Origin of the sequence: Xanthobacter sp. NM-59 (genome assembly GCF_021401125.1) — a bacterium.
Lineage (GTDB): Bacteria > Pseudomonadota > Alphaproteobacteria > Rhizobiales > Xanthobacteraceae > Xanthobacter.
Genome location: NZ_JACBFQ010000008.1, coordinates 79,183 through 92,534, shown reverse-complemented (window position 1 = coordinate 92,534; position 13,352 = coordinate 79,183). Strand labels below are relative to the sequence as shown.

Below are 13,352 nucleotides of genomic sequence, written 5' to 3'. Positions count from 1 at the left end.
AGGGTGCCCAACTTAAAATGGCCCGCCCAGAAGCGCCTCATAAGTAATTCCGGCCGCAGTGGTTAAGTGTAGCCGATTAAACACTTCATGTCCGGACATTTGAGCCCCCTTGCGCCAGGACCTGGCGTATTCTTCTCATTTGAATGGGATCCATTCTGGCGGAACGCTCTCGGGAGTCTCCCCGTCCGCTCCTTCCCGCGCCGGCGTCCTTCCCGCCGTGCCCGCTTCATGAGCGGGCGGCTTGCGCCTATCGCGGGCAGTGCAAACGCGTCCGCCGATGCGGTGCTGATCCACCTTGCGCGGGGGGCGGGCCTTCCGACCCATCCCGCCACCTGCGCTGTGTGCGGCGCCGCCGACTGGCATGTGTGCGTGCGGGATGCCGGCGGGCGCACCCTGCACGCGCGGTGCTGGAAGGCGGAACGGATCGCGCGTGAGAGCAAGTGATAGCCGGAGGTCGCGCAATGAAGTTGATACAGGCCAATGCCCGCGTGTCGGCGGATGGTCGTCCGGTGCTGTTGAAAGCCGCTGCCCTGATGCGGGCCGATCCGTCCTTCACGGCAAAACTGGAGGCATTCCTTGCCGGTGAGGAGCCCGGGGCAACATGGCGGAATGAAATGGCCCCCATGAGCGCGCGCATTGCGTCGGTCGAAGCGGCGGTGCTCCGGAAAACTCCGGTTTCTCCTGCCTTGAACCCGCCGACATCCGCCAATGAGGTTGTGCGGTATGAAGCAGTGAATGGCGGCCATGCACAAGCCGAGACCTCACCAAGCTTGCCGATGCGCTGGTGCAACCGGTGGATTGGCAGGCGCGCGCGGCGTCCGCCACCTTGTTCACGGGCACTGGCAAAGGCCGGAAGCTGACACCGGCAGGCGAAGCCCTTTTCCGCGACATGATGGACGCGGGGGCCGGAGCGCCGGAGATGGCCCGCACACTGGGCATGGCTCCGCAATCAAATCACTATCGAATGAAGAAAAGGCGTGGCGGATTGCGGGCCGCTCTTTGATTTTCCGCTGAGTTTCAAGAAGCCGTTACGCGAGGCAACAGCACGGGTGCCCGATCGAGAAGGGGGTAATTCATCCCATTTCAAATGTCCCTCGCGTACGCGCGCGTGGAGGGTGCGTACTTGGTGCGAACCTTTCGGCCCTTATCCAGGCAGACCTGGCCCGGAATTCAGCAATGAGCAATAGTGACACGAAGTGGCTGGTGGAAGTCACAAGTGCCCCGAGCAACCTGGAGACGGGGTGGTGACGGCGGGGGCGAATGTGGCGTGATGTGGCTCTATTCTCGGTCACATTTGATAAGCTGGATTAGACCGAAGCCGGCGCCGTGCAGTTCCAGATTAGCAGCACCGGACTGGCGGAAAGTGATCGTCCCAGTTGCAGGGCGCGTTGGGTAGTCCTTTACTTGGCACTGGGCGGATATGCTGTACTTTCCGCTGCCCGAGTTGTCGCTCTGTGAGATCTGGCACCGGATCGGGCTAGCCAACATTTCAAACTTGCCGTTTTCGAATGTGGCGACACCAAATCGGCTAAGAGCCGCGGTGTCATATCCAGGCTTATCGAACTCTCCTGACCTATAGAGTTCGCAGGCTTTGCGGTCGCGAGCCCAATCGCCGTTAAGGCGAGCGCTGATATCGTTTGGCGCCGCTGCGGTAGGAGAACGTGGCGCATCGCACCTGGATAGCGTTTCGTTCAGCCCGTCAAAATCGACGGCAATTTGCGTCGGAGACTTCTTCTGGACCAGAAAATGACCAATGCTTAACTGGCCTTCAGTTGAGCATGCGAGTGGTGAATACGAACCCACAACGGTATTTTTCCAATCGACGAAAACGCAGTGGCGATCTCCGAGTTGGACGCTGTCGATGTCGACATGAAGCGTTTCAGTGACTGGCAGCTTTCGGCAATTCGTTGACCAAGTCCCGATGATACCTGGGTCACCGGCACCGCGCGCCGCACCCCCGAGCGCCAAGATGGCGCAGATTGCAACTACCGGCCTTCGGATCATGCCGTTCCCCCTCAGGTTGAGGGGCGACGGTACACTTGTTAGCGGATGAGTGGAATCAAAGCGTCGAAAGCTCGTCATGGTGGAGGAGGGCCACGTCATTGGTCGCCGCGAGCTGGCGCGCGGACGCGGTGAAGCCGGACTTCGAGACGACAGCAGCCTGGGTGGCGCCATAATGCACGCGCGCGGCGGCGACCTCCTGAACAGCCTTGTTTCCCACGGCGCCGGCGTAGAATTTGCATTGGATGACGATGGTCTCAGGGCCGCGCCGGGCGATCACGTCCGCCCCTTGGTCGCCGCTGGCTGGGGTCACGGAAACGTCCCAGCCGTGATCTTTCAGGAGATCCCCCACGAAGACCTCGTAATCGAGGCCGTTACGGACTGTCGCTTCCGTGTGGCGGAGGGCTCCATTCGCGATGATGTCATTGCAGCGCTTGTCGACAAGGCCCCGGATATGCGGGGCATAATGAGGTTTCGACGCGATGAACGGTATGCTCGGAATGACGAAATTTATGATGAACTTGTCCAGCTCTTTGTTCCATTTGGCGTAATTGACGAGTCCATATTCGTCCGGGGCTGTGAGTTTTACCTTGTTTCTCGCCAAGGTCGCGTCTCGGTTCTGGTCGCATGCCTTCACGATGGCGGCTTCGATGAGCCGGTACTCTTCATTCGTCTGGGCTCTGCGCATCATCCAGAGCAGGAGGAACAGAACTCCGGAACAGCCGGCTATGATGAGTACGGCTATGCTCCCGTCCCCTCCATTGGGGGCCTTGATCCGCTCCCACATGCGCTTCGCAAAATCCAGCGCGCCGCTCAGCACGCTCGCAACCACAAAAATCACGAAAAGCGCGATGAACCCCTGGGCAGGACTGCCCTTTCGACGCCGCCCCATGGTGCCTCCAAACCAATTGGGCAGGCACGATAGCCCAAGCACAATCGGGAGTGGAGCCCGGCCCAAGGTTATATCGAACGGTGCGATAGAGTGCCGACGCCAAAATGGAGTTTCCATCAGGTCGCCTTTTGCCCTCCGAGCGCCTCACTTGACCTTCGTCCCGCGCCTTCTCGGATGCCTTGAATTAAGCGACGATGACATTTTTGCGAGGCAGTTGTGGAGGGTAGTTCAATATCGGCGCGCGCCAAGGTCCGGCGGGAACCTCCCCGGCGCACGATCTTGTCGGAACCGGTAAGGGGCATCTGTTAGGGGCCGCCATGCGAACACCGGTCATCAACAGCGCGATGCGTGTCGGTATCGCCACAGCCGGTGGCTTTAGAGCTTGACGCTGCGGTACCTACAGTGCGCGTCCTGTGCTTTTCATGCGATGCTATGGGCGGCTGCCATGAGCTGCATTTTTGAGGTTTCGCGCCGGCGGGGTGGCGACGTTCCTCGGCCTATCCCATAGGTAACGGGCCGCTCTCCACACTATCGAGTGCCCGAATCGTTCCGACTTGTGCCGGGCCCCTCCTCAAACTATTGGGGGATATTCTGGGGGGTGCCCGAAATGCGAAGGGCTATTTTGCAATAAAAATCAACAAATTAAATGCTTTAGCTGGCGGGCCGAAGCCGACGAAACAGAGAACTACACCTACGCTATTGCCCTCCAAAAGTGAGTCTCAAACCCCAGCCGGCTGCGTCATACCCAGAATCCGTAAAGCGTCACTTTACAGGAAACGTTACGTCCGATACGCTGCATCTGAATCGATGAACATTCAACGGGCAGCGCACGATGACCGATGAGGATGACCTTCGGCTGAAGACGCCCGCCCATCCGGGTGGCTTCGTGAAGCAAGAGGTCTTGAAACCGCTCGGCCTGTCGGTGACAGAGGCGGCGGATGCGATAGGCGTCACGCGACCGGCACTGTCGGCGCTCCTGAACGAGCGCGCGCACCTGTCGCCGGAAATGGCGATCCGGATCGAAAAAGCCTTCGGCGTCTCGATGGAGACGCTGATGCGCATGCAGAACAGCTACGACATTGCGCAGGCCCGCAAGCGGGAAGCCGAGATCAAGGTCGAGCGATACACGGGAATGAATACGAAGGGGCGGGCATGACGGAGCTGAGTTTCAAGGGCAAAGAGTTTGTGTATAACCACCATCTGGCGGTGCCCTTCCGTCCGCTCGTGCCCGATGAAAGCAAGGGCATCGGTCCTGTCGCGCTTGACGGCAACCTCGTCATCCACGGCGACAACCTGCACGCGCTGAAAGCGCTCCTGCCGCTCTACGCGGGCAAGGTGGACTGCATCTTTATCGATCCGCCGTACAACACCGGCAACGAGGGATGGTGCTACGACGATAACGTCAATGCGCCAATGATCCGGGAGTGGCTGGAGTCCAATCCGGTCGGTGTTGAGGACGGCCTACGTCATGACAAATGGTGTGCCATGATGTGGCCGCGCCTTCGGATGCTCCATGAGCTGCTGGCGGACCATGGCGTCATCTTTATAACTATCGATGATAACGAGGCGCACCGCCTCACAAATATTTGCTGCGAAATATTCGGTGAGGAAAATCATGTCGCCACCTTCATCTGGCGGAAAGTGGATAGCCCGAACGATAACAAGGTAGCTATCACACCCGACCATGATTACGTCCTCTGTTTTGCGCGCGATATTGGTTCTGCAAAGTTCAAGAGGATGATCGCCCCGTCCATCCTGAAAGCTTATCCGAACCGAGACGAGAACGGACGCCCTTTTAGAGATCGCCTTCTGAAGAAGAACGGACGGGCAAGTCTCCGCCGTGATCGGCCGACCATGTTCTTCCCGCTTGAAGACCCCGATGGAAATGAGGTTTTCCCCATACATGATAACGGGGAAGAAGCGCGATGGTCGATGGGGAAGAAGGGCATCAAGAAACACAAAGATGCCGGTACATTGATCTGGAAGAGGATCGAAAAGCTCGGACGTGAAGTGTGGGAGCCTTACACCCGCGAGTTTGCGCCCGAGGACGATCCCACGCGGCCGTTTCCAACGATTTGGAGCGACGTGGATACGATGCGGCAGGCCAAGGCCATGCTCAGGAACATATTTGGCACGTCTGATTTGTTCGACACACCGAAAACCGTGAAGCTTCTGGACAGGATCATCGATATTGCTGCCGATGATGACGCAATTATCCTAGATTCCTTTGCGGGTTCTGCAACAACGGCTCACGCCGTGCTCGAAGCCAACAAGCGCGACGGCGGCAATCGCCGCTTCATTCTCGTGGAAATGGAGGAATATGCCGACAGCCTGACGGCAGAGCGCGTCCGGCGTGTCATCAACGGCTATGATTTCCAGGGCACACAGCGAACAGAGATGTTGCGGGAGCGGCTGAACTGGCGCGCGCTCAGCAATGCCGGAGAGCTGGTGCACAAGGTCGAAGGTATCGAGAATCTGCACGGCCACGAGTTCGACCGCATCAAGAAGGAAGTGAAGGACGGCGAGTTGATCGTCACCGGCGAAAAGACGGTGGCGGAACGCGCAGAAGGTCTTGGCGGCACTTTCACCTATTGCACCCTCGGCGATCCCGTCGAACTGGACAAGGTGCTGAGCGGCGAAACCCTGCCGCCCTATGCCGGTCTCGGCGCGGCGCTGTTCCACATGGCGACCAATCACGCGCTCGATCCCGCCGCCGTGCGCGAGGATGATTTCTATCTAGGTGCCATGGAAGGCCAGCATGTCTGGCTGATCTACAAGCCCGATCTCGACTGGTTGAAGTCGCCGGAAGCGGCGTTGACGCTGGCGCGCGCCAAGGCATTCGCCGCGTCCGATCCGGACAAGCGCCACCTTGTCTTCGCCCCGGCGCGCTTCGTGAGCCAGAAGATGCTGGCGGAACAGAACATCCCCGTGGAGTTCGTGCCGCTGCCCTTCGCGCTTTATCGGATAGATCGGAGCTGACGCCGTGTTTCGCCAACTCGATTATCAGGACCGCGTCATCAAGACGCTCGATGACTATCTCGACTTTTTGAAGGAAAAGAAGGCGCGCGCCGACAAGGTGGCGGCCCTCGCCGCGCAAGACCCGGACCTTGGCCTTGCCATTCCGGATTTCGCGAAAGAGGCTTGGGAAGCCATGAAGACGGCAGGCAAGCTGCCTGCTTCCCGCGCCGCGATACCGTTCTCGCCGCGCATGGACGGCTGCGAGCGGCCCGTACCTAACGCCGTGCTGAAAGTGCCGACCGGCGGCGGCAAGACATGGCTTGCCGTCTCCGCCGTCTCGCGGGTGATGGGCCGCTATCTCGACCGCAACGCCGGCTTCGTCCTGTGGATTGTGCCGAACGAGGCGATCTATACGCAGACCCTCAGGCACCTGAAGGATCGACAGCACCCCTATCGTCAAGCGCTTGACCGCGCAGCGGCGGGACGCGTGAAGATCATGGAGAAAACGGACCGGCTCGATGCGCGGGACGTGGAAACCAATCTCTGCGTCATGCTGCTGATGCTGCAATCCGCGAACCGCGAGACGCAGGATTCCCTGAAAATGTTTCAGGACCGGGGCGACGTGCACGGCTTCTTCCCGCCCGAAGGCGAACAACAGGCGCATCAGGCCGCCATCGACCGCACCCCGAACCTCTCCGCCTATACGGGCATGTTCCCGATGGTGAAGGATTCTCTCGGGAACGCCCTTCGGATCATCCGGCCCGTGGTCGTGATGGATGAAGGCCACCGCGCCATTTCCGATCTCGCCTTCGGCACGCTTTACGGATTCAACCCGTGTTTCGTGCTGGAGCTGACGGCCACGCCCCAGGATGTGCAGCCGCGCGGCGGCCGCAATCCGCGCGAAGGCCGCTATGCCAATGTGCTGGTGGAAGTGACGGGGCGCGAGCTGGACCGTGAAGGCATGATAAAGATGCCGCTCAACCTTGATCCCCGGCAGGGCAATGACTGGAAGGCGACGCTGAACGCGGCGCTTGCCAAGCTCAACGCGCTCGATGCCGAAGCCCGGCAACTGCGGGCCGATACGGGCCGCTATATTCGCCCGATCATGCTGATCCAGGTCGAGCGCACGGGCGCGGATCAGCGCGAAAGCGGCCATATCCACGCCGAGGACGTGAAGGAATGGCTCCTGACGGCAGGTTTCGATCAGGCGGAAATCGCGATCAAAACCGCCCAGCAGAACGATCTCAACGATCCGGAAAATCAGGACCTCTTGTCGCCCACCAACCGCGTGCGGGCGATCATCACGAAACAGGCTCTGCAAGAGGGCTGGGATTGCCCCTTCGCCTATGTACTGTGCAGCCTTGCGGCCAGCGCCAACCTCAAGGCCATGACCCAGCTTGTCGGCCGCATTCTCCGCCAGCCCGGCGCGCTCAAGACGGACGTTGAAGCGCTCGACGAGTGCCACGTCATCACGCATCACGCCGATACCGCGACGGTCGTCGGTGCCATTAAAGACGGCCTCGAACAGGACGGCCTCGGCGATCTGGTCCTGCGCGTGACGCAGGACGACAAGAGCGGGACCGGCAAGACGGCCCGCACGATCAATCGCCGCCCGGCTTTCGCCTCCACGGAAATCTACCTGCCCAAGGTGATGGTGGTGGAAAGCGGCGACGCGCGCGAGCTGGACTACGAGACGGATGTGCTTTCCGCGCTCGACTGGCGGGGCTTCGATCCGCAGAACATCGCGGATCGGGTACCCGAAAACGCCCAAGCGGCGGAAAGCCAGCTCCAACGGATCAGACTTGCCGAGGACGGCGACGAATTGTTCGTCGGTGAGACGGTAACTGCCAACGCGGAAATCCTCGCCTTCGATCCGGCGCATGCTGTCCGGATGATTTCCGACATCGTGCCGAATCCCTTCGTCGGCCGCGAGATTGTCGGCGCTACGGTTGCGGCCCTGCGGGCGCGGGGTTTCGATGACGCAAAGCTCGGCCTGCTCGCCAGCCTGATCGTGGAAGAGCTGCGCAAGGGCCTCGAAGCGGCGCGGAACGCGCGCGCCGAAGCCCTGTTCAAGGCCGAGGTAGCGGCGGGACGCATCCAGTTCCGCTTGCGGCTCGATGGCCGCAACTGGCGAATGCCGTTCAGCATCGAAACGACGGAACCGGAGAACGCGCGCCAGCTCCTGAACCGCGCGGGCGGCCCGCTCGAAAAGAGTCTATTCGCGCCGGTCTACGAGAACGAGCTGAACAGCGACGAGCGGGATGTGGCGGTGTATCTCGACGGTGAGAAGACTCTGGCCTGGTGGCACCGCAATGTCGCGCGGACGCAATACGGCATTCAGGGGTGGAAGAAGGCCAAAATCTATCCGGATTTCATCTTCGCCGTGCAGCGCGATGGCGAAGCGAAGCGGATCACTGTGCTGGAAACCAAGGGCGACCAGCTCGACAACCTCGACACGGCGTACAAGCGCGAGGCGCTGGCGTTCCTCTCGGACCATTTCGAATGGGACGAGGCAACTCCGGTCGGCGAGCTGGAACTGGTCAATAACGGCGAGACCGTGGAAGGCACCTTGATCCTGATGAGCGAATGGAAGGCGAAACTGCCCGCGTATCTCTGACGGCGCGGTATTGGGGGGGCGTATGGAATTTGATTCGGCATTGTCATTCTCGGACAACCTTGCCCGTTTCCGGGCGGAAGCGGAGCGCATCGATGCCGATTGCGCCCGCATTCTTTTCGACAATTTGGCCCTGCTGGCGCGCGACGTTGATGCGACGCGCACCCGTCAGGCCGTTCAGGAGTTCAACCGGGCGATCCTCGCCGCGCTCGACGGCCTGCCGGAAGGGCCTGCGGCATGAGCCGGTATTTTCTAGCTTCCGCCGCCATTGAGGGATTTCGCGGCATCAATAATGACGGCGATCCCCTCGTGCTGAAGTTCAAGCACGATGCCGTCAATTCCGTCCATGCGCCCAATGGGGTCGGAAAAAGCTCGATCTTCGAAGCGCTGCACTTTGCCCTGCACGGCACGGTGCCGCGCCTGGAAGGGATGCAGGACGCCGAACAGGGCGCCAGTTACATCGTCAACAAGTTCCATCCGGCGCAACAGGCGACGGTCGCCCTTGTTTTCAAGAGCGATGACGGCACGCCCGATGTGTCGATCACCGTCACCCGGACGGCGGCGGGCGGACGGGTCGTCACGTCTCCTTCCGGCCACGCCGATCCGGACAGCTTCCTCGCCGATCTTTGCGAGGATTTCGTGCTGGTCGATTACCCGCGCTTTGCCTCCCTCGTGGACTGCTCGGCCTTGGAGCGCGGGCGCTCCTTCGCCTCGCTGGTCGGCATGAGCCGGTATTCCCAGCTCCGGCAGGCGCTCGACGGGGCCAAGAACACCCGCAACATCAATGGCGATCTTGGGCTGTCCACGCTTGACACCGAAGTGACCGCCGAAAACCGCGCCTTGGTGGTTGTTGAACAGCGCATCCTCGCCGCGCATCAGGAAGTGACCGGCGTGGCCGGTGGCCAGATGGCGGATACAGCCGCGCTGAAAGCGCAGGTGACGGCCGGATTGGCGGGCATCGCGCTTTTCACGCCGTTGCTCGCCAACGCCTCGGTGATGGACTTCGATTTTGACGCCGCTGAAAAGATCGTCGATCAGGAAGAAGGCGGCGCGGCGCGGAAAACTCTCGACGGCCTCAACACCGCCGTCACGACGCTCGGCGGCTTGCAGGTCTCGGCGGCGGAACTTGCCGAGATCGACGCGCTGGTGACGGCGGCCAAGGCGCGCGATGATGCGATGCGCAACGTCGGTGCCGCCAGCCTGCACGCCTTGCTGAAAAGCGCGCTGTCGGTTGTGAACAGTGCGGACTGGCACGATCCGAAGGTCTGCCCTGTCTGCGAAAAGGCTGGCGACGGGCCGCTTCAGGATCAACTGGAAGCGAAGATCGCGCTTTACGACGAGGCCGATCAGCTCGACGCGGAGCTGAAACGGCAGGTGCAGAGCGCGGGATGCGTTGGCAAGCTCCGGCAGCTTGAAGAGCAGGCGCGTCTTGGCGTTGTGGACGCTGATCGCATCGCGCCGGTCCTGACGCTGGCCGCGCGCCAGTCGTCGGTTTCGACGGCGGACCTGGAACGCGCAAAGGATGCGCTTGGCGCGCTCGAAGCGAAGCGGGTTGACGTGCTCACGGCAATCAATGCCGAGATAGCGACGCTGCAAGCCGGCTTGCCGCCGTCGCTGGTCGCCGTCACCCGCACCCTTGGGCAGGCCAAGCAATTCCGCGACGCCATGAGCGAATACGAGCGGACTCTTCCGGCGCTCGCGGCCAAACGGGCCAAGCTCGCAAAGCTCAATCGCTGGAAGACGTTCATCACGAACGTAGCCGGGCAGTTCGCAACGGCGGAAAGCGCGCTCGCCAATGCACGCATCACGGATATTCAGGCTAGTTGTCAGGAGCTTTTCGGGCATCTGGTGCGCGGCGGTCCGGACGTGCGGCCGACGCTGAACCGGGCGCAGAATACCGAACAGGTAGATTTGAAGCTCGCCGATTTCTTCGGCCTTCCAAACCAAAGCGCGCGGGCGCTCCTGTCGGAGAGCTACCGCAATGCCGTCGCCGCCTCCATCTTCATGGCGGCGGCTACCCGGCAACAGGGCGTACCGCGCTTCATGGTGTTGGATGATGTGACGTCAAGTTTCGATGCCGGACATCAGTTCAGCCTGATGGATACGATCCGGACGAAATTGCGCTTTGGCGCGGCGAACGGTCTGCCCGGCGGACTTCAATTCATCATCCTCAGCCATGATACGAGCCTTGAGAAGTATTTTGACCGGCTCAACGGCACGACGGAGTGGAATCACCAAAAGCTACAAGGCATGCCGCCCCGTGGGCGGCTAATGATCGCCACGCAACAGGCGGATCGCCTGAAGGCGCAGGCTGAGCAATATCTGAATGCGGGGCAGATAGATATCGGTGAACCGTTTGTCCGCCAGTATCTTGAATACAAGCTCGGCCAGATCATCACCCGTTTAGAGGTTCCGGTGCCGCCCGATTACGCGACGCGGGGCGACAAGCGTACCTTGTCCACGTATGTGGACGCGATCACGGCGGCGGTCGCGCTCTATCAGGCGGCGGGGCGCTGCGTCCTCTCCGCTCAACAGGTGGCCGACCTTCAGAACCACCACATGCCTTCCATCATGGCGAACTATGTCAGCCACTATGAGACAGGCGCAGGCAATCCGTTCAACGCCTATGCCTTGCTCGGCGTTCTGCAAAGTGTGGACGCGCTTGCCGATTGTTTCTGCTGGACCGATCCTGCCAACAATCAGCGGAAATATTATCGACGACTTGATCGGCAGTAATCGCCGAAACTGCTAAAGAAGGCGAAGGGGGAGTGGGCGATGGCATCCGAACAGCAGTTGTTGGCATTTGATCAGCGTTTCTTGGACCGCCATGCTGGACCGATCATTTCTGATCTTTCGGTCGCCTTGGTCGAACTTGTCGCGAATGCTTGGGATGCCTACGCGACAGAGGTGGACATAACTTGGCCGACAAATGACGGTGCCCGGAAATTCTCGATTAAGGATAACGGTCGCGGCATGACCGCCGCGCAGTTCGAGCAGCGCTGGGGCGTCTTTGATTATAATCGGGTAAAGGCCGAGGGCGAGTATGTCTCACCACCCACAGAACTCTCCGAACTGGCGCCGCGCCGAGTATACGGACGCAATGGTAGAGGGCGGCACGGCGGCTTCGCCTTCTCCAATCCCTATGAAATAATCATAGAGGCCGCTGGCGAAAAAGTAGCCTATCGGGTTTCCAGGGGCGGGCAGCGCCCCTTCGATTGGGAAATCATTAAGCGTGAACAGAGCACCGGGCACGGTGTGGAAATTCGCGCGGTAGAATCGACGCGGCTACGGCTTAGCGCCGCTGATGTTCGAGAGGTGCTTGGAACACGCTTTCTGACAGACCCGAACTTCAAGGTGTCGGTGGACAGCCAGCCCGTCACTTTCGATGACATTCCCCAGGATTTTTTGCGGGAGAGCTTCGTCGATATCCCCGATATCGGTCGTGCGGCAATCCTCATGATCGACTCGCAGCGGGCCGACCGGACAACGCGGCAGCACGGCATCGCTTGGCATGTCAACAACCGGCTGGTCGGTGATTGCGGCTGGCGCGGCACCGACTATGAACGCGTGCTCGACGGGCGGACGAGCGAAGCCAAGCGCTTTACGTTCATCGTCTTTGCCGACTTCTTGGCGGACAGCGATGCCGTGCTGCCAGACTGGTCGGGGTTCCAGCCCAACAATGAAATCTGGAAGAAGACCCAGATCGCCGTACAGGACAAAATTCGCGAAGAAATTGCTGCGTTCAATTTCGAGCGGCGTTCGGAAGCCAAGGAGGCGGTTCGCGAACGCTATGCTTCGACCGTCGTCAGGATAGCTCCGAGCGCGCGTGAGCGGTGGAACAGCTTTGTCGATCAAGTCATCGATACCTGCCCCGGCATCTCTCCCGAACAGATTGATCAAGTGGCTGGCATTCTTGCTAATTTGGAGGCGTCGTCGTCCCAATACAGCTTGCTGGCGCGACTGCATGGCCTTCAACCAGGCGAGCTGGACCAATTGGACGGCATTCTCGCAGATTGGAGCGTCGCGACCGCTAAGCTGGCTCTAGATGAAATCCAGAATCGACTGAGGCTGATCGGCGAATTGCACGAAAAGCTTCGCGATGAACGCGCCGATGAAGTCCGCGAGCTTCAGCCTCTTATTGAGCGGAGTCTATGGGTATTCGGTCCTGAGTTCGAAAGCATCGAGTTCACGTCGAATCGCGGCATGTCGGAGGTTATCAGACGGTTGCTTGGCGGAACCGCACAGGGCAGCCTGAACCGGCCCGACTTCGTTATTCTACCCGATGGCAGTGTAGGACTGTTTGCCCGCCCCGCGTTCGATGAGCAGCACGAAGTTATTGGCGTGGAGCACTTGATTGTTGTCGAGTTGAAGCGGCCCGGCATTCCTATCGGCATGGATCAGAAGAACCAAGCATGGAAGTATGTCGTTGAATTGCAGACTCACGGATTGATCGACGATTCTACGCGTGTGACCTGTTTTGTCCTGGGATCGCGACTAACGCCGCGTGAAGGCGTCCGTGAGGAAGGGCGGACCAAGATTATCCCCATGGCCTATGAAACATTTATCCGACGTGCCGAAACTCGGATGCTTAATCTGTATGCACGGCTTTCCGAGGCACCATTCCTGCGCCAAGCTGGCTTGGATGCCGACAGCTTCGTGAAAGAGCCAATCGCACGCCAAGGTGGTTTCGACGTGTAGTTGATCTGGCAGGAAAAAAGTTCGGTAACTTAGGGCTCTGCCCTCGGCGCACTTCGAAAGGCTTCCGCCCAGCTTCCTTCGCGCGTGCCGCGCTCCGTGCAGCCGGTTCCCCGCGAAGCCTCCCTCCGTTTGCACACCCGGTCTCGGCGACGGCCAGAAGGTCAGGCGCGGCGTTCCGCTTCGCTGACC

At 60.3% G+C, this 13,352-nt stretch carries 10 protein-coding genes; 8 read left to right on the top strand and 2 right to left on the bottom strand.

What is annotated here, in order from left to right:
• The first annotated feature begins 228 nt into the window (after positions 1 to 228).
• Both L0966_RS14935 and L0966_RS14930 read left to right on the top strand, forming a co-directional pair.
• Positions 229 to 444: a hypothetical protein gene (locus tag L0966_RS14935; RefSeq protein WP_234052748.1), complete on the top strand. Its 216-nt coding sequence runs from the start codon at positions 229 to 231 to the stop codon at positions 442 to 444.
• A gap of 17 nt (positions 445 to 461) precedes the next feature.
• Positions 462 to 860 (top strand): hypothetical protein, encoded by a 399-nt coding sequence (locus L0966_RS14930; protein WP_234052746.1) that lies wholly within the window; start codon positions 462 to 464, stop codon positions 858 to 860.
• Positions 861 to 1,278: 418 nt separating this feature from the next.
• Here L0966_RS14930 and L0966_RS14925 read toward each other — a convergent pair whose 3' ends face one another.
• Positions 1,279 to 2,004, bottom strand: a complete 726-nt coding sequence (locus L0966_RS14925; RefSeq protein ID WP_234052745.1) for a hypothetical protein — start codon at positions 2,002 to 2,004, stop codon at positions 1,279 to 1,281.
• Between the two features lie 55 nt (positions 2,005 to 2,059).
• Positions 2,060 to 2,893, bottom strand: coding sequence for a restriction endonuclease (locus L0966_RS14920; protein WP_234052744.1), 834 nt, complete (start codon positions 2,891 to 2,893; stop codon positions 2,060 to 2,062).
• A gap of 832 nt (positions 2,894 to 3,725) precedes the next feature.
• On the opposite strand from L0966_RS14920, the gene L0966_RS14915 reads away from it, so the two are divergent.
• The 6 genes from L0966_RS14915 to L0966_RS14890 are packed head-to-tail and all read left to right on the top strand — an operon-like array spanning position 3,726 to position 13,163.
• Positions 3,726 to 4,049, top strand: a complete 324-nt coding sequence (locus tag L0966_RS14915; RefSeq protein ID WP_234052743.1) for a HigA family addiction module antitoxin — start codon at positions 3,726 to 3,728, stop codon at positions 4,047 to 4,049.
• Positions 4,046 to 5,872 (top strand): site-specific DNA-methyltransferase, encoded by a 1,827-nt coding sequence (locus L0966_RS14910; protein WP_234052742.1) that lies wholly within the window; start codon positions 4,046 to 4,048, stop codon positions 5,870 to 5,872. Before L0966_RS14915 ends, L0966_RS14910 begins: the two co-directional genes overlap by 4 nt.
• 4 nt (positions 5,873 to 5,876) lie before the next feature.
• On the top strand, positions 5,877 to 8,468 hold the full coding sequence (locus L0966_RS14905) for a DEAD/DEAH box helicase family protein (RefSeq protein WP_234052739.1): 2,592 nt from the start codon (positions 5,877 to 5,879) through the stop codon (positions 8,466 to 8,468).
• A gap of 22 nt (positions 8,469 to 8,490) precedes the next feature.
• On the top strand, positions 8,491 to 8,706 hold the full coding sequence (locus tag L0966_RS14900; protein ID WP_234052738.1) for a hypothetical protein: 216 nt from the start codon (positions 8,491 to 8,493) through the stop codon (positions 8,704 to 8,706).
• Entirely contained in the window at positions 8,703 to 11,201 is a 2,499-nt protein-coding gene (locus tag L0966_RS14895; RefSeq protein ID WP_234052737.1) for an ATP-binding protein, read from the top strand. The genes L0966_RS14900 and L0966_RS14895 overlap by 4 nt, the downstream gene beginning before the upstream one ends.
• 39 nt (positions 11,202 to 11,240) lie before the next feature.
• Positions 11,241 to 13,163 (top strand): ATP-binding protein, encoded by a 1,923-nt coding sequence (locus L0966_RS14890; RefSeq protein WP_234052735.1) that lies wholly within the window; start codon positions 11,241 to 11,243, stop codon positions 13,161 to 13,163.
• The last annotated feature ends 189 nt before the right edge of the window (positions 13,164 to 13,352 follow it).